General features: G+C 73.1%; 13 protein-coding genes. 5 read left to right on the top strand and 8 right to left on the bottom strand.

All coding sequences use genetic code 11. The annotated features are described in order from the left end of the window. From AC1DT4_RS15415 to AC1DT4_RS15400, 4 genes are all read right to left on the bottom strand, one after another. On the bottom strand, nucleotides 1-1175 hold a 1175-nt coding region (locus AC1DT4_RS15415), incomplete at its 3' end, for a protein kinase family protein (protein WP_477090675.1). A gap of 29 nt (nucleotides 1176-1204) precedes the next feature. After that, a complete protein-coding gene (murJ, locus tag AC1DT4_RS15410; RefSeq protein WP_477090674.1) occupies nucleotides 1205-2851 on the bottom strand; it encodes a murein biosynthesis integral membrane protein MurJ in 1647 nt (548 codons plus the stop codon). Continuing rightward, the gene (locus tag AC1DT4_RS15405; protein ID WP_477090673.1) at nucleotides 2848-4944 is read right to left on the bottom strand and encodes a DUF6049 family protein; all 2097 of its coding nucleotides are present in this window, start codon (nucleotides 4942-4944) and stop codon (nucleotides 2848-2850) included. Before AC1DT4_RS15405 ends, murJ begins: the two co-directional genes overlap by 4 nt. Beyond that, nucleotides 4941-5495, bottom strand: coding sequence for an NUDIX hydrolase (locus AC1DT4_RS15400; RefSeq protein ID WP_477090672.1), 555 nt, complete (start codon nucleotides 5493-5495; stop codon nucleotides 4941-4943). Before AC1DT4_RS15400 ends, AC1DT4_RS15405 begins: the two co-directional genes overlap by 4 nt. 91 nt (nucleotides 5496-5586) lie before the next feature. Here AC1DT4_RS15400 and AC1DT4_RS15395 point away from each other — a divergent pair, with 91 nt between their 5' ends. Beyond that, entirely contained in the window at nucleotides 5587-7095 is a 1509-nt protein-coding gene (locus AC1DT4_RS15395; protein ID WP_477090671.1) for a CCA tRNA nucleotidyltransferase, read from the top strand. On the opposite strand, the gene AC1DT4_RS15390 is transcribed toward AC1DT4_RS15395, so the two are convergent. Then, the gene (locus AC1DT4_RS15390; protein WP_477090670.1) at nucleotides 7070-8755 is read right to left on the bottom strand and encodes a SpoIIE family protein phosphatase; all 1686 of its coding nucleotides are present in this window, start codon (nucleotides 8753-8755) and stop codon (nucleotides 7070-7072) included. The genes AC1DT4_RS15395 and AC1DT4_RS15390 overlap by 26 nt on opposite strands. Continuing rightward, nucleotides 8752-10062 carry an MFS transporter gene (locus AC1DT4_RS15385; RefSeq protein ID WP_477090669.1) on the bottom strand — a complete coding sequence of 437 codons (1311 nt, stop codon included), beginning with the start codon at nucleotides 10060-10062 and terminating at the stop codon, nucleotides 8752-8754. The genes AC1DT4_RS15390 and AC1DT4_RS15385 overlap by 4 nt, the downstream gene beginning before the upstream one ends. Nucleotides 10063-10209: 147 nt before the next feature. Here AC1DT4_RS15385 and AC1DT4_RS15380 point away from each other — a divergent pair, with 147 nt between their 5' ends. Both AC1DT4_RS15380 and AC1DT4_RS15375 read left to right on the top strand, forming a co-directional pair. Continuing rightward, on the top strand, nucleotides 10210-10764 hold the full coding sequence (locus AC1DT4_RS15380; RefSeq protein WP_477090668.1) for an RNA polymerase sigma factor: 555 nt from the start codon (nucleotides 10210-10212) through the stop codon (nucleotides 10762-10764). After that, entirely contained in the window at nucleotides 10754-12268 is a 1515-nt protein-coding gene (locus tag AC1DT4_RS15375; protein WP_477090667.1) for a hypothetical protein, read from the top strand. The genes AC1DT4_RS15380 and AC1DT4_RS15375 overlap by 11 nt, the downstream gene beginning before the upstream one ends. Before the next feature lie 151 nt (nucleotides 12269-12419). On the opposite strand, the gene AC1DT4_RS15370 is transcribed toward AC1DT4_RS15375, so the two are convergent. Beyond that, on the bottom strand, nucleotides 12420-13511 hold the full coding sequence (locus AC1DT4_RS15370) for an inositol-3-phosphate synthase (protein ID WP_477090666.1): 1092 nt from the start codon (nucleotides 13509-13511) through the stop codon (nucleotides 12420-12422). Next, nucleotides 13508-14158, bottom strand: coding sequence for a PadR family transcriptional regulator (locus tag AC1DT4_RS15365; RefSeq protein WP_477090665.1), 651 nt, complete (start codon nucleotides 14156-14158; stop codon nucleotides 13508-13510). Before AC1DT4_RS15365 ends, AC1DT4_RS15370 begins: the two co-directional genes overlap by 4 nt. A 297-nt stretch (nucleotides 14159-14455) precedes the next feature. On the opposite strand from AC1DT4_RS15365, the gene AC1DT4_RS15360 reads away from it, so the two are divergent. Continuing rightward, nucleotides 14456-16822: a transglycosylase domain-containing protein gene (locus tag AC1DT4_RS15360; protein ID WP_477090664.1), complete on the top strand. Its 2367-nt coding sequence runs from the start codon at nucleotides 14456-14458 to the stop codon at nucleotides 16820-16822. A gap of 211 nt (nucleotides 16823-17033) precedes the next feature. Further along, complete coding sequence (gene rpsF / locus AC1DT4_RS15355; protein ID WP_034611334.1) at nucleotides 17034-17327, top strand: 30S ribosomal protein S6; 294 nt, start codon at nucleotides 17034-17036, stop codon at nucleotides 17325-17327. Nucleotides 17328-17332: the final 5 nt, after the last annotated feature.

The raw sequence follows: 17332 nt of genomic DNA, 5'->3' as shown, positions 1-17332 counted from the left end.
GCGGCAGCTGCTGCGGCGGCGGCCAGCGGTGCCGTGGCCGCGAGCGGCGGTTCGGGCGACGGGGGCGGCGGCGGCACGAAGGTCGCGGTCGGCGCGTCGCCGGGGGTCGAGCCGAGGGAGCCGGCCCGCGCCGGGGTGGCCGGCGGCGGCGTCCCCAGGCGCCCCGCGCCCGGGGGGTCCTGCTGCTGGAACGCCGTCCGCACGGACTGCCGCTGCACGGTCACCGGCGCGGTGTCCTGCTGATCCTCGTCGTCCTCGGGCACGGGAACCCCTCCGCCGGGTGCGGCCGCCCCGGTGGGCGGGAACTGCGTGGTGGCCGCCGCCGCGCCGCCGACGGGCGCGACGTCGCTGACCGACGCTCGGATCTCGCCCCACGGCTCGAGCTCGCGCACGAGCTCGCCGGGGCTGTGCGGCCCGTCGTCGTTCGGCCCGAGCGTCACGACGCACAGGGTGTCGAGGTCGTTGGGCACACCGGGGACCAGGTCCGCGGGCGCGACCGGCGAGCCGTTGACCACCGGTGCCGGCGGGAGCGTCTCCCCGCCCGGGGTCTGCGGTGCGCGCGGATCGGCCGGCCACAGCCCGGTGAGGGCCGCGTACAGCAGCCGGACGAGGCCGACGGCGTCGGCACGGGTGGTCGAACGGGCGTCGCCACCCGAGTCGCCGAGCAGGGCGGCGTCCAGCGCGAGGCCGCCGAGGAGCACGCGACCGTCGGGGCTGACGTGGAGCACCGACGGGCGCAGGGCGAGGTGGTGGACGCCCCGGCGCCGGGCGACCTCGAGCGCGGCGGCGGCCTCGCCCACGACGGCTCGCGCCTGCTCGGCGGTCAGCGGGCGGTCGGCCACCAGCCGGGCGAGCGACGGGCCGACGAGCTGTTCGGAGACGACGTAGCCGTAGCCCTCGTGGGTGCCGACGTCGAGCACCCGCACCAGCCGGGAGTCGGTGACCAGCGCCGCGCGGCGGGCGGCGTCGAGGGCGGGCGCGACCGCTCCGTGCTCGAGGATGCGCACGCGGACCGGGCGGTCGAGGATCTGGTCGGTGGCCTGCCACGCGCTGGCGCCCTCGAGGTCCGACTCCACCGGGGACAGCACGCGGTAGCGCCCCGCGAGCACGGTGCCCCGCCCGACGACCTCGCTCACCAGCACCTCCGTGTCGATCACGCGCACGCTCACCTGCATCAGGACACCTGCATGCTAGACGTGCCGGATCAGCGGCGTCCTCCGCGCAGCCGCCGGAGCAGCGGCAGGAGCAGGCTGTCGAGCTCCTTGACGCGGAGCAGGCGCAGGCCGCCGACGTACACGAGCCCCATGACGGTGCCGACGACGGCGCACTGGATGGCGGAGGCCACGAACCCGGTGGAGAGGAACACGTCGAGGAGGCGCAGCACGCCGTAGCCGATCCCCGCCGACACCAGGGCCGCCAGCGACGCGCGGGCGATGACCTGCACCACGCGGGTGCCGTCGATCCCGCCGAGCCGCCGACGCAAGCGCCACTGGGCGATGAGCGCGCCGACGACGTACGAGACGCTCATCGCCGCGCCGGCGCCCGCCACCCAGAGCCACGGCGGCAGGAGCATCTGCGAGAGGACCGCCCCCGCGACGACGACCGCCGCCATGACGACCTGGATCGGCACCATCGACCGCGCGTCCTCGTAGGCGTAGTACGCCCGCTGGAACATGGACCACGCCCCGAAGGCGGGCAGGCCGACGATCATCGTGAGGACGACGGTGGCGACGGCGTCGGCGGACCCGGCGGACGCGGTCGCCAGCACGACGCGCGTCAGGGGGAGGGCCAGGACGGCGATGGCGACGGTCGCGAAGACGGTGAAGACGCCGACCACCCGCAGGCCCGACGACAGGGTGGACCGCACGCCGGCGACGTCCTTGTCGTGCGCCTGTCCGGACAGCCGCGTGAACAGGGCGGTCGCGAGCGACACCGTGACCAGCGAGTGGGGCAGCATGAAGATGAGGAACGCGACGTCGTAGGCCGCGGGGCCGGCGACGGCGGTCGCGGAGGTCCCGTCGGCGACGGCGGCGGCCGGGGCGGCCGAGGCCACGCGGGACACGACGAGGTAGCCCAGCTGGCCCACGGTCAGGCCGATCAGGGTCCAGGTCGCGACGCCGCCCGCGGCGCTGAGGCCCGAGCCGCGCAGACCCCAGCGGGGCCGGTAGTGGACGCCGGCGCGGCGCAGCGCGGGGATGAGGACGACCGCCTGCGCGATCACACCGAGCGTCGCGGCGGCGGCCAGCAGGGTCGTCTGCCCGGTCGTCCAGGTGTCGGCGTCGACGACGCCCGAGGTCTTCCAGCCGCCGAACAACGCGATGAACAGGCCGAACCCGGCGATGGCCACGATGTTGTTCACCGCGGGCGCCCACATGTACGGGCCGAACGAGCCGCGGGCGTTGAGCACCTGGCCGAGCAGCGCGTACGCGCCGTAGAAGAAGAGCTGCGGGATGCACCAGTACGCGAACGTCGTCGCGAGCGCGTCCTGCGCCGCGTTGCCGAAGTTCGAGTAGAGGCCGACGAGGAACGGCGCGAGCAGCGTGAGGACGAGGGTCAGGCCCGCGAGGATGACGAACCCGAAGGTGAGCAGCCGGTCGACGTACTCCTGGCCCGCCTTGCGCTTGTAGGCGCGGACGACCTGCGGCACCAGGATCGCGTTGAGCACGCCGCCCGCGAGCAGCATGTAGAGGACGTTGGGCAGCTTGTTGGCCACCGCGAACGCGTCGGCTGCCTGGCCGGTGGCGCCGATCGCGCTGGCCAGGACCATGCCGCGCAGCAGGCCGAGGACGCGGGAGGCGGCGGTGCCGGACGCCATGAGTGCGGCGCCGCGGCGGACCCCGTCGTCGCTCATCGGGCCTCCTGCTCGTCCTCGGGCGTCCCGCCGAGCACGGGGAGCGACACGGGGGCGTCGGACTCCGCCTCGGTGCGGGCGCCGCGGCGCGCGCTCTGCCCGCGACGCACGGTCCGCACGATCCCGAGCACCAGGCCCAGGGCCAGCAGGACGCCGACGACGATCGTGCCGATGCTCTCGATGGTCGGCGCGACCTGCGCCGTGAACCGCACGGTGGGCGAGACGGCGAGGCCGTCGGTGGAGGTCAGCTGCGCCCCGACGACGACCGAGCAGTTGGCCCGGGCGTGCAGCGGGACCCGCACGCTGACCTCGCTCTGGGCCTCGACGGTCACGGGCTCGACCGCCCCGACCTCGAGGCAGGCCTTGCGCGGGGTGACCTCGAGCACGACCGTCGCGGGGACGGCCAGGGCGTTGCGCACGATCAGCGGCAGCTCGCTGTCGGCGGCGACCACCCGGACGTCGCTGACCCGCGCGATCGTCAGCCCGGTCGTGCGGGCGTCGACCTCCGTGATGACGGACCCCACCAGCGCCTCGCGGCCGTCGGGGTCGGCGCGCCATGACACGGACAGGGGCGCGAGCACCGCGGTGTCCACGCCGTCGAGCAGGATGGCCGGCTCGCTGGTCACGCTCGCGAACGCGACCGCGCGGCCCCGGGCGGCGGCGAGGGCGCGGACGCCGGCCGGCGCGAGCTCGTCGACGGCCGTCGAGTCCGCGGGCAGCGTCGTGCGTGCGGGGTCGGTGACGGCGTGGAGCAGCGAGTCGACCCGGGTGACGCGGACCCAGGGCGTTCCCTGGAACGCCGTGAGCAGCGCGGTGACGTTCGGCAGGTCCGGCTCCCAGGCGCGGTCCGGCGCGAGGAGCATCCGCGGCGGGTCGGAGCCCTCGCGGCTGATGACCGCCAGCTCCGCGAGGGCGCGCTGGACCGTCGTGGTCGTGGTCGCGCCCGGGTCGACGTCCTGCGGCGCGGTCAGCAGCCGGGTCAGGGTCGCGTCCGGCCCGAGGGTGGCGACGGTGCCTGCGGTCGTGTGCGCCGACCCGCGGGCGTCGGGGGTCGCCTTCGCGTCGGTGTCCGTCCGGGGCGGCAGCACCAGCAGGTCGGCGCCCGCCTGCGAGGTCACCGCGCCGGTCGCCTGGTCCGGCAGCTCCTCGCCCGGTGCCCAGAGCAGGCCGTCGGTGGTCGTGAGGCCCGGGATGCCCGTCTCGGCGGTCCGGTCCACGGCCAGCTGGACGAGATCGGCGCTCCCCGCGTGGGCCGCGGCGGCGATGTCGGGGTCGGACCACGGGAGCGCGACGACGTCGTGCGCTCGCAGCTCGTCGGTGAGGTCGGTGGCCCAGGTGCGGGTCCGCTGGCTGCCCGCGGAGGCGGCGGCGATCAGGGCGGGGTCCAGGGCGACGCCGATGTCGGGGTCCGTCGCCACCGCTGCCGCCAGGGTGTGCAGCCGACCGCCCGGGGCCGTCAGCTCGTCGAGCTCGGCCACGGTCCGCTCGTCCGGACCCGTCCCGTCGCCCGACTCGGAAGGTGCGGACGGGGGGCCGACCGCCGGGACGAGGATCGACACCGGCGTCTGCGGCACGTCGTCAGTGGTGAGCCAGAGCAGGAACGTGCGCTGGAGGCCGACGCGACCGGTCCCGTCGAGGGCCTCGACCACCAGGCCGCGCGGCCCCCACGTGTCGGCGCCGTCGAGCAGGCGGACGCCGGCGGCCGGGACGACGAGCTCGACGGTCGCGCTCGCTCCCGGAAGCAGCGGCGCGGCGACGGGCGCGGTGGCCACCCGGGAGGTGCGGCTCAGGCCCTCGGTCCCGGCGGACGACCAGGCCTCGACCTCGGCGCGCGAGCTCACACGGAACCGGCTCAGGCGGAGCGCGGCGGTGGGCTGCGCGATCTCGTCGTCGCCGTCGTTGCGCAGCACCGCCGTGACGTGGAGGTCCTCGCCCGGCCGCAGCACGCTCGGCGCGACGGAGGTGATCTGCACGGACACCGGCAGGTCGGGGTCGGCGGTCGCGGCGCTCGCAGGGACGGCGAGGCCGGCGAGCGCGCCCGCGACCGCCAGGGCCGCGCACAGCACCCGGCGTCGCAGCGAGCGGGCGCTCATCCCTCGCCGACGAGCACGACGAGTGCTGCCTCGGCGAGCCGGCGTTCGTTCGGGTACGCGAGGACCCCGTGCAGCTCGGCGACGGGGATCCAGGCGGCATCCTCCGCCTCGCCGTCCGGGTCACCCTCGACGGTCAGCGACCCGCCCGTGGCGCCGAGCAGGAAGTGGTGCACGACCTTGTGCACGCGCCGGTCGTCGCCGCTGAACCAGTAGTCGATGACGCCGAGCCGGCGCAGGACCTCGCCGGTGATGCCCGTCTCCTCGGCGATCTCCCGCACGGCGGCCTGCTCGGGCGTCTCGTCGCCCTCGAGGTGCCCCTTGGGCAGGCACCACTCGAGTCGGCCGGCCCGGTTGCGGCGGGCGATGACGGCCGCGTGGTCGACGCCCTCACGCCGGCTGACGACGATGCCGCCCGCCGAGGTCTCGTCGACGACGGGGAGCGGGGTCGCGGGCACGCGGACGAGCGTGTGGCGGGGGTCGATGCGCAGCGGATGCCCGCCCGGCGGCGCTGGTACGCCCCCTGGGACGGGTGGATGCGCCGGGCTCGACATATCGACACTGTAACGACTTGGGCGGCGCCGACCGTCCGGGGAGGTCCGCGCCGCGGCGGAGATCTGCCCGGCATCTGGCAGGCTTGGACGAGTGCCGTCCCTCGATCCGCCTGTCGACCCCGAGACCCCAGACCTGAGCGCCGCCCTGGTCGCGCTGCAGAAGCGCGCGCTGGGTGTGCTCGCCGGTCTGCCCGCCGACGCCCTCGAGCTCGGCGCGCTGTTCCGTGCGGCGGGACACGAGCTCGCGCTGGTCGGCGGACCGGTGCGCGACGCGTTCCTGGGTCGCGCCTCGGCCGACCTGGACTTCACGACGTCGGCGTCGCCGGACCAGACCGAGGCGATCCTGGCGCGCTGGGGCGATGCGCACTGGGACATCGGCAAGGAGTTCGGGACCATCGGCGCCCGGCGCTTCGCGGGCCGCCGGTCGTCGCTGGCCGAGGACGTCGTCGTCGAGGTCACCACGTACCGCACGGACGAGTACGACCCGGCGTCGCGCAAGCCGCAGGTCGCGTTCGGCGACTCGCTCGAGGGCGACCTGTCCCGGCGCGACTTCACCGTCAACTCCATGGCCGTCCGGGTGCCGGAGCTGACGTTCGTCGACCCGTTCGACGGCCTCACCGACCTCGCGGCCGGCGTGCTGCGTACCCCGGTCGACCCCCGGCAGTCGTTCGACGACGACCCGCTCCGCATGATGCGCGCCGCGCGGTTCGCCGCTCAGCTCGGGTTCGCGGTCGACGACGCCGCGCGCGAGGCGATCGTCGACATGGCCGACCGCATCGCGATCGTGTCGGCCGAGCGCGTGCGGGACGAGCTGAGCAAGCTGCTGGTCTCGGCGCAGCCGCGGGCCGGCCTGGAGGTGCTCGTCGACACCGGGCTCGCGGACCACGTCCTGCCCGAGCTGCCCGCGCTGCGCCTCGAGATCGACGAGCACCACCGCCACAAGGACGTCTACGAGCACTCGCTCATGGTGCTCGAGCGCGCGATCGCCCTCGAGACCGGCCCGGACGGACCGGTGCCCGGCCCGGACCTGGTGCTGCGTCTGGCGGCGCTGCTGCACGACATCGGCAAGCCGAGGACCCGGCGGTTCGAGGACGGGGGCGGCGTCAGCTTCCACCACCACGAGATGGTCGGCGCGAAGCTCGTCGCCAAGCGTCTCAAGGAGCTCCGCTTCGACAAGGCGACCGTGCAGGCCGTCGCGCGGCTGACCGAGCTGCACCTGCGGTTCCACGGCTACGGCGAGGGCGGCTGGACCGACTCCGCCGTCCGGCGCTACGTCACCGACGCCGGCCCGCTGCTCGAGCGCCTGCACCGGCTGACCCGGTCCGACTGCACCACGCGGAACCTGCGCAAGGCCGCCCGGCTGTCCGCGGCGTACGACGACCTCGAGCAGCGGATCGCGCGCCTGCAGGAGCAGGAGGAGCTGGAGTCGGTCCGGCCCGACCTGGACGGCACGCAGATCATGGAGATCCTCGGGCTGGCGCCGGGCCGCGAGGTGGGCGAGGCGTACCGGTACCTGCTCGAGCTCCGGATGGAGCGCGGGCCGCTCGCCCCCGAGGCCGCGCGCGAGGAGCTGATCAGCTGGTGGGCAGCGCGCGCCTGACCACGAGCAGGCACACGTCGTCCTCCTGGTGGGCGCCGACGAACGCCTCGACCAGCCGGTCCTTCACCACCGTCGCGTCGGCGTCGTCGGGCAGGGCCGAGAGCGTGGCGGTCAGCGCCGCGATCCCCTCGCGCAGCCCGCGGTCCCGCCGCTCGACCAGCCCGTCGGTGTAGAGCACGAGCGTTCCCCCCGCGGGCACGTCGATCTTCCCCTCGGCGCCTCCAGGACCGGCCAGTCCGATGGGCGTCGACAGGCCCTCGTCCAGCGCGACCACCTCGCCGCCGGCCAGCCGGAGCAGCGGCGGCGGGTGACCGGCGCGGGCGTAGGTGACCTGCGCGCCGTCCTCGGTCGAGTGCCAGCGCAGGTACGCGCAGGTGGCGATGTCGGCGATGTCGAGGCCGCGCACCAGCTGGTCGGCACGGGCCAGGACCTCGCCCGGCGAGGAGCCCTCCCACGCGTACGACCGCAGCAGCGACCGCAGCTGGCCCATCGCGGCGGCGGCGCGCAGGTCGTGGCCGACCACGTCGCCGACCGCGAGGCCGATCGCCCCGTCGGGCAGCGGGAGGACGTCGAACCAGTCGCCCCCCACCTCGGTGCGCCGGGTGGAGGGCACGTAGGCGGCGGCGACGTCGAGTCCCGCGATGACCGGGATCTCCGGCAGGAGGCTGTGCTGCAGGGTCAGCGCGGCGGTGCGCTCGGCCAGGAAGAGGCGCACGTTGTCCAGCGCCAGGCCCGCGCGACGCCCGAGGTGGGCGGCGGTCACCACCGCGTCGGCGCTGAACCCGTGGACCGCGACGAGCGCCAGCACGCCGAGGACGCGGTCCCGCGCGCGCAGCGGGACCACCATGGCGCTGCCCAGACCGAGCCGGCGGAGCAGCTCCAGCTGCGCGGGCGTGGTCCGGTCGGGCAGGCCGGCGACGTCGATCGAGTACGGCGTCGCGACGAAGCCCGGTGCGCTCGTCAGGGCCTCCGAGATCTTGGGTGCCCGCGAGAGCCAGCCCACGTCCTCGTTGGCCAGGGCGCGCGCGGTGTCACGGTCGTGCAGGTCGCCCGCCACGAGGTGCACGCGGGAGAACCGGCCGCGGTCGTCCGTCATGGCGACGAACCCCCAGGTGGCCAGCGAGGGGATCGCGATGTCGCCGAGCGCGTCGACCGCGTCGTCGTACTCGAGGTGCTGCGCCATCTCGTCGCTGATGCGGGCCAGGAGCTCGAGGCGGGCCGTCGACTGCTCGGCCAGGTCGAGCTCGAGGTCGTGCGCGCGGTCGTGGGCCCGGTCGGCCTCGACCCGGTCGGTGACGTCTGCCTGGATGCCGATGTGGTGGGTCACCCGCCCGGCCTCGTCGACCACCGGGCTGATCACGACCTGGTTCCAGAACTGCGACCCGTCGCGACGGTAGTTGCGGATGACGGACGCGCTCGCACGGCCCTCGTCGAGGGCGGTCCGGATGCGCGCGACCACGAGCGGGTCGGTGTCCGCACCCTGGAGGAAGCGGCAGTTGCGCCCGAGCACCTCGTCGGCCGGGTAGCCCGTGAGACGGCTGAACGCCGCGTTGACCCACACCAGGGGTTGGTCGGGCCGCTGCGCGTCCGAGATCGACAGCGCCAGGTCGCTGGCGAGCACGGCGTCGAGAGCGCTGACCACCTCGTCGTCGCTGCTCACGACGCCAATCGTGCCTCGGTGGCGCGGGTGGCCGGTACCCCCCGAGAGGTGGTTCCGTACAGCGCCGCGAACCCGGCGTACGCGACCGCCAGGGCCAGGAAGAGCCCGCGCGAGTAGCCGGTGTCGGGCAACGTCACCGCGCCCAGCGCGGCCGCGCCGACGAACGCCGCGTTGTAGAGGACGTCGTAGAGCGCGAATGCCCTGCCCCGGAAGGCGTCGTCGGTGTCGCGCTGCACGATGGTGTCGACGGCGATCTTGGCGCCCTGCGCGGCGAGGCCCAGCGCGCCGGCGGCGACCAGCACGGCGGTCTTGGTCGCCGACGCCACCAGCAGCAGCTGGCTGACGGCCGCGAGCGACAGGCAGAGGACGATCCACACGTGCGGCCCCGTGCGCGGCGACAGCACGGGCGTCAGCACCACCGCGAGCACGAAGCCCGCGGCCGACGCCCCGAGCACCAGGCCGAACGTGCGCAGCCCCTCGCCGGCGTCCGCCGGGTCCGAGAGCAGGTTGCGGGCGATGAGGATGCTGGCGATGAACGTCACGCCGTAGAGGAACCGGTGCGCCGCCATGATCCCGAGCGCGCGCGCGGGGGTCCGGCGCTCGATCAGGTGCCTGGCGCCGGCGACCAGGCCGTGCGCGAGCGTGCCGAGGGCGGCCCGCATCTGACGGGCGTCGGCGCGTTCGTCGGGACCCAGCCTGTCCTTGCCCAGCCGCGTGGCCAGCGCCGCCGCGGTGGCCATGACCGCTGCGGCGACGAAGAGCGCCGCCGCGTCCTTGAGACGTCCGGTCGGCAGCACCAGGCCGAGCACGAAGCCGATCGCGCCACCGACCCCCGCCGCCGCGGCCCCGAGCGTGGGGGTCAGGGAATTGGCGGTGAGCAGCAGCGGGCCGTCGACGGTCCGCGGCAGCGACGCGCTCAGCGCCGACAGCAGGAACCGGTTGATCGACAGGTTGAGCAGGGCGAGCACGTACACGGCCGGCCCGACGCCGTCGGTCACCATGATCACCGCGATGAGCAACGTGATGGCGACCCGGACCAGGTTGCCGACGAACAGCACCTGCCGGCGCCGCCACCGGTCCAGCAGCACGCCCGCCCACGGCCCGACGATGGTGAACGGCAGCAGCAGCACCGCGAACGCCGCCGCGACCCCGACCGCGGTGCTGGCGTTCTCCGGCGAGAAGAAGAACAGCGTCGCCAGCCCCACCTGGAACATGCCGTCGGCCGTCTGGCTCACGAGCCGGACGGCGAACAGCTTGCGGAAGTCCTTCAGGGGCCAGAGGGCCTTGAGGTCGGCGATCACCTGCACCGGGTCATCCTCCCATCCGGTCTGGCAGGCTCCCGCCGACGCCCAGGGTTGCGTGACGGAACGGTCTCGGCGCTCACCCCAACCGATCCGGGTGCCGAGACGTTCTTGATGACCGGCGGTGCTCGCCGGGCGACAGGAAGGGGTCCGATGGCCCGGGGTTGGGAGCCGCTGCTCGAGCAGGTGGCGCGCGAGCGCTACCCCCGGCTCGTCGCGCGGGCGATGCTGCTGGTGCCGTCGCGGTCGGACGCGGAGGACCTCGTGCAGGAGGCGCTCGTGGCGACGTTCACCGCACGCGCCCGGTTCGAGTCCGTCGGCCAGGCCGAGCAGTACGTGCGACGCGCGATCGTCTCGAGGTTCGTCGACCGGGTCCGTCGCAGCGGCCGGGAGCGGTCGGCGGTCGAGCGGACGGCCTTGCGACCCCAGCCGTCGACGGTCGAGCTCGCGGAGCAGGGGCTGTCGACGGACCTCGAGGTCGCGCTCCTGGCGCTGAGCCCGCGCGTCCGCGCCTGCGTCGTGCTGCGGCACCTGGAGGACCTGTCGGTGCGGGAGACCGCGTCCCTGCTCGGGCTGAGCGAGGGCGCCGTGAAGCGGTACGTCTCGGACGGCGTCGCCGCCCTCAACGCGGCGTTGGGCACGACGAGCCCCGACGACCGCGACCCGGTGGTGCTCGTGCAGACGGAGGAGGTGCGTCGTGGAGCGTGACCTGAGGGACGTCATGGCGGAGAACCTGGGCGCCCGAGAGCAGTCGATCGGCGGCCTGGCTCCGGCGCCGGGCGTGCTCGCGCGGTCGGTGCGGAAGGTCCGGCGGCGGCGCGCCGTGCGGCACACGTCTCAGGCTGTCGGTGGGGTCGCGATCGTCGCCGTGCTGGCGACCGGGTCGTGGTTCGGGCTGCGCGGCGACCACGACCCGGTGCCTGCCGTCACGCCGACACCGACGCCGTCGGTCTCCGCGCCGGCCCCGACGCCGACCGCGGAGCCGACCGTGGTTCCCGACGACGTCCTCGGCCTCCCACCCACGTTGCCGCTCCCGCCCGGGCTCCTCGAGCGGACGACGCCGGGGTGGGTGCTCTCGGTCTACGCCTCGGAGGCGTACTCCGCGGACGCCGTCGAGAACGGCGTGGACACCATCCCCGCGTTCGTCGAGCACACCGTCGTCCTCGCGTCGCCGACCGGGGAGCTGTACCGGGTCCTCGACCTGCCGCAGGCCATGGGGGTCAGGCTGCTGCACTGGGTCGCCGGGGCGACGACCGCGACGGTGAGCGTCGACTGGCAGGAGGACCTCGGCCAGGGCGTGGTGCCGCGCGCCGAGCTGGACCTCACGACGGGCACGATCACGCCACGGCCGGTGGGCACGACCGAGTGGGGCGAGGACGCCAGCTGGTACTTCGACGGTGTCGCGGCCGACGGCTCCGAGCTCTGGTACACGCCGACGAGCACCGATGCGGCTACGTCGGCGCTCTACTCCGTGTCTCAGGACGGTGCCGCACGACCGCTCGCGGACCTGGGCTACACGATGCTGCTGGACCCGACGGGTCGGCGTGGGGTCACGCCGGACGTCGTCGGACCGGTCAACGGGTGGACGTCCTTCCGCGTGGTCGACGTCCTCGACGGCGGCGCGACCGCGCACGAGTTCGGGGTGCCTGGCAAGACGTGCGACGTCGTGGGCTGGCTCGACCCCGACGCCCTGCTGGCGCTCTGCCTCGCAGCCGACTACCGCAGGTGGTCGACCGAGCCGAGCGGTCTCTCCGAGGGCGCCGACTGGGCTGCGGCGGACCCGAGCATGTACCGGATCGACCTCTCGACGCAGCAGCGCACGCTGCTCGCCCGCCTCACCCAGGCGAACCCGCTTCCATGGACCTGGAGCGGGACGTGGCTGCGTGCGGGCCAGGTCGTCTACAGCGGCTCGGCCGCCAGCCTCCACGACCCCGACAGCTGCGCGACGGGGGCCTACGTCTGGGAGGGCGGCGCGTCGACGCTCCTGCAGGACATGGGGGTCGGGATGGACAACACGTTCCGCTCGACCCTGGCCGGCGACCGGCTGCTGGTGCAGTCCCGACCCGCGTGCAGCGGCGACGCCCAGCCGGCCACGGTCACGGCCTACTCGCTGCTCTCGGGGGCGTCGACGGTCCTGCTGCCGGCGCCGCCGGTGACGGCCGACGTGCCTGAGTGGATGAACGGCGTGGACTCATGGGTGGTCGGTCGCTGACGGGAACGACGAAGGCGCGCACCCCGAGGGATGCGCGCCTTCGTCGATCAGTCCTGTGTCAGCGCTCGTTCTTGTGGTCGCGCTGATCCTGCGTTCCGCTACGGGCGGGAGCCGCGCTYCGCGGAGCTCCCACCCTTCGCTGCACTCCGGATCAGCGCTCGTTCTCGCCGCGGATGAACGACTCCAGCTCGGCGCGGCCGAGGGTGTCCTCCATCTGGACGGGCGGGGACTTCATGAAGTAAGTCGACGCCGACAGGATCGGGCCGCCGATGCCGCGGTCCTTGGCGATCTTCGCGGCGCGCAGGGCGTCGATGATGATGCCGGCCGAGTTGGGCGAGTCCCAGACCTCGAGCTTGTACTCGAGGTTCAGGGGCACCTCGCCGAACGCGCGACCCTCGAGGCGGACGTAGGCCCACTTGCGGTCGTCGAGCCAGGCGACGTAGTCCGACGGGCCGATGTGGACGTTGCGGTCCTCCTTCTTGCCGCCCAGGGGGCCGGTCAGGTTGGAGGTCACGGCCTGCGTCTTGGAGAGCTTCTTGGACTCCAGGCGCTCGCGCTCGAGCATGTTCTTGAAGTCCATGTTGCCGCCGACGTTCAGCTGGTACGTGCGGTCCAGCACGACGCCGCGGTCCTCGAAGAGCTTCGCGAGGACGCGGTGCGTGATGGTCGCGCCGACCTGCGACTTGATGTCGTCGCCGACGATCGGGACGCCGGCAGCCTCGAACTTCGCGGCCCACACCGGGTCGGACGCGATGAAGACGGGCAGGGCGTTGACGAACGCGACGCCGGCGTCGATGGCGCACTGCGCGTAGTACTTCGCCGCGATCTCGGAGCCGACGGGCAGGTAGCAGATGAGGACGTCGGCCTGGGCCTCGCGCAGGGCGGCGACGATGTCGACCGGCTCCGCGTCCGACTCGGTGATCGTCTCGCGGTAGTACTTGCCGAGACCGTCGTTGGTCACGCCGCGCTGGACGGTCACGCCGAGCGGTGGGACGTCGGCGATCTTGATGGTGTTGTTCTCCGAGGCGACGATGGCCTCGGACAGGTCGAAGCCGACCTTCTTCGCGTCCACGTCGAAGGCGGCGACGAACTCGATGTCGCGCACGTGGTAGTCGCCGAACTGCACGTGCATGAGACCCGGCACGGTGCTGCTGGCGTCTGCGTCGGCGTAGTAGTGCACGCCCTGGACAAGCGACGCGGCGCAGTTGCCGACGCCGACGATGGCGACGCGGATGGAGGTCATCCTCGCTCCTTCTCGGTGGTTCGCGCGGGAGCGACGTCGTCGTCCCCAGCGGGTGTGTCAGCAACGGCCGGACGACCGGTGCCTGCAGGACGGGTGCGGCGGAGGCCACGCTCGTTGTCGATCAGCCCGTCGAGCCAGCGGACTTCACGCTCGACCTGTTCGAGGCCGTGCCGCTGGAGCTCGAGGGTGTACTCGTCCATGCGCTCGCGGGTGCGTGCGAAGGACTGGCGGACCGTCTCGAGACGCTCGGTCAGGCGTGTGCGCCGACCCTCGAGGATCCGGAGGCGGGTCTCGGCGTCGGTCTGCCCGAAGAAGGCGAACCGGACGTCGAAGTTCTCGTCCTCCCAGGTGGCGGGACCGGACGACGCGAGCACCTGCTGGAGGTGCTCCTTGCCGTCGGCCGTCAGCTGGTAGACGATGCGGGCGCGCTTGGACGCCACGGTGTGCGGCGTGACGATGGACTCGGTGCCCTGGATCCACCCGCGGTCGACCAGCGACTTGAGGCAGGGGTACAGCGAGCCGTACGAGAGGGCCCGGAACGAGCCCAGCACCAGGTTGAGCCGCTTGCGCAGCTCGTAGCCGTGCATCGGCGACTCGTGGAGCAGCCCGAGGATGGCCGGCTCGAGCACGTCGGAACGACCGCGCACGGGGGCACCTCCTCGGGATGTTGGTGGAGTCGATGTATCAACTCGATACATCCGGAGAGTATGTCGAGAACGATGATCCGGGCAAGTCGGCCCTGGTCGGCGTGACCGCCGTCACCTCCGAGGCCCGGTGTGCGGCGGCGGTTCGCGGGCACCGTGCCGATCGTGTGAAGGCTGCCGGTTTCGGGCCTGTGGTCCCCTGACCGGCACAGACCGGTCCCCCATACTGGCTCCGCGGCTGACGCCTGCCCGGACCCGGGCGGGCGCGCCCATCCCAGTCGTCGGACGGAAGGCAGCGCGTTGGCAGGCACGAATCGGAGGGCTCCCGCCCGGGGCAAGCGCAGTGCGCCCCGCGGCTCGACGTCCTCGTCGCGCAGCAGCGCCCCCAAGAAGCGCTTCTTCGACTACCCGCGCACCGGCTTCCATGGCCTGCACCGCTGGCTGCCGTCGTGGCGCGTCGTCCTCGGCACCCTGATCACGGTCGGCTTCCTCGGCGTCGGTGCCGTCGTCGGCGCGTACGCCTACACCAAGGTCCCCAACCCTGCCGACGACACGCGCTCGCAGACGACGACCGTCTACTACGCCCCCAACGCGGACGGCACGCCCGGCGCGGTCATGGGCACGTTCGCGGCGCAGAAGCGTCAGATCGTCGACTACGCGACGCTCCCGGAGTACGTCGGCCAGTCCGTCGCCGCCGCCGAGGACAAGACCTTCTTCACCAACAACAGCGGGGTGTCCCTCACGGGCATGGGCCGCGCGTTCCTCAACAACCTGCAGGGCGGCAAGACCCAGGGCGGGTCGACCCTCACGCAGCAGTACGTCGAGCGCTACTACGTCGACAAGACGACGACGGACTACGTCGGCAAGTTCAAGGAGACGCTGCTCGCGATCAAGATCGCCAAGAGCGAGTCGAAGTCCGAGATCATGGGCCGCTACCTCAACACGATCTACTTCGGCCGTGACTCCTACGGCATCCAGGCCGCCGCGCAGGCGTACTTCGGTGTCGACGCCGCCGCACTGACGCGCGAGCAGGCGGCCGTGCTGGCCGGCATCATCCCGTCCCCGAACAACTGGGACCCCGCGGTCAGCCCGGCGAAGGCCGAGGCGCGCTGGAACATCGTGCTCGACTCGATGGAGGAAGAGGGCTGGCTCACCGCGGCCGAGCGTGCGCCGATGGTCATGCCCCCGACCGTCCCCTACCAGCGGTCCGACTCGATGAAGGGCAGCACCGGGTACCTCCTCGAGATGGTGCGCGACGAGCTCAAGGCGCCGCCGCTCGCGCTGTCCGACGACGAGATCAACCGCAAGGGTCTGAAGGTCGTCACGACGGTCCAGCAGCCGATCCAGCAGGCGGCCCAGGACCAGGTCGCGGGCTTCTACGCCGGCTCGCTGCCCGACCAGGACGGCGCGATGCCGAACCCGCGCACGCGCGTCTCGATCACCTCGGTCGACCCCAAGGACGGGGCGATCGTCGCGATGTACGGCGGCTCGGACTTCCTGACCGACCAGAGGAACACCGCGACGTACGACAAGATCCAGCCGGGCTCGACGTTCAAGCCCTTCACTCTGATCGCCGCGCTGGAGCAGGGCGTCCCGCTCACCACGCGGTTCAGCGGCAGGTCCCCGCAGACGTTCGGTGACTGGAAGGTCAACAACTTCAGCGGCCAGAGCTTCGGCACCATCGACCTGGTCGAGGCCACCGCCCAGTCCGTGAACACGGTCTACGCGCAGCTCAACCTCCAGGTCGGTCCGGACGTGACCGCGAAGGTCGCGGAGCGTGCCGGCCTGACGGCGCCGGTGGAGACCAACCGCGCGAACGTGCTCGGGACCTTCGCGGTCCGGCCGATCGAGATCGCCGGCGCCTACGCGACGATCGCGTCGGGCGGGACGCGGGTCGACCCGTACATCGTCCGCACCGTCAGCAACGACGACGGCTCGGTCGCCTACCAGCACAAGGACCCGACGGAGAAGGCGTTCGCCCCCGACGTCATGGCCGACACCACCTACGCGATGACCCAGGTCGTGCAGAAGGGGTCGGGCAAGCAGTGGATCAAGCCGCTCGACCGCCCGATCGCCGGCAAGACCGGGACGTCGCAGGACAACAAGTCGGCGTGGTTCGTCGGCTTCACGCCGAACGTCGTCACCGCGGTCTCGCTGAGCCAGCTCGGCGAGGACGGCAAGTCGATGGAGACCATCGCGCCGTTCACGGGGCACGAGAAGGAAGACGTCACCGGTGCCCGGTGGCCGGCCTTCCTCTGGCAGTCCTACATGAAGAACGTCTTCGCCCAGCCGCAGTACTCGGCGGTCCTGGACTTCCCGGCCCGCGCCAACGTGGGACCCAAGCCCAGCGCCACGGCCTCGGCGGCGCCGACCGAGACGGTCGCGCCGACGGAGGAGCCCACGCAGGCCGCGCCCACCGAGATCGCCGTGCCGGGTGGACTCGAGGGCAAGCTCGAGGCCGACGCGACGGCGACCGTCGTGAACGCGGGGCTCTCGTCGACCATCGTCACGGAGTCGTCGGACACGGTCACGGCCGGCCGCGTGATCCGCGTCGACCCGAAGAGCGGCACCATGCTCGCCGCCGGCGGATCGGTGACGCTCGTGATCTCGTCCGGCCCGAAGGACCCGCCGCCGACGCAGGCACCCACGCCCGCGCCGACCCCCTGATCACCGGCGCGGGGCGGTCCGCCGCCCCGCGCCAGAACTTCCGGGTCCCCGTCCGTCCACAGCCGATTTCGGCGGTGGCTCCGGGCCGGGTAGCCTTGGAGATTGCTGTGCCCGGAGGGACCCGTCGTCATGGACGGATCTCGTCGGCCAGCGACGCACACACCCTCCTGCCACGGATCGACCGTGGCCGCGAAGACCAGAGGAGGTGGGTATGAGCCTGCGTCAGTACGAACTCATGATCATCCTTGACCCCGAGATCGAGGAGCGCACCGTTGCTCCGTCGCTCGACAAGTACCTGACGGTCGTGAAGACCGACGGTGGCACTGTCGACAAGGTCGACATCTGGGGCCGTCGCCGCCTGGCGTACGACATCCAGAAGAAGTCCGAGGGCATCTACGCCGTCATCGACTTCCACGCGACGCCCGCGACCGCCAAGGAGCTCGACCGCCAGCTCGGCCTCAACGAGGTCGTCCTGCGGACCAAGGTCCTTCGCGCCGACGCCTGATCTCT

Source organism: Cellulomonas sp. P4_D11 (assembly GCF_056401915.1).
The sequence above is the reverse complement of the archived record's forward strand: the minus strand, read 5'-3'. Positions and strand labels throughout refer to the sequence as shown.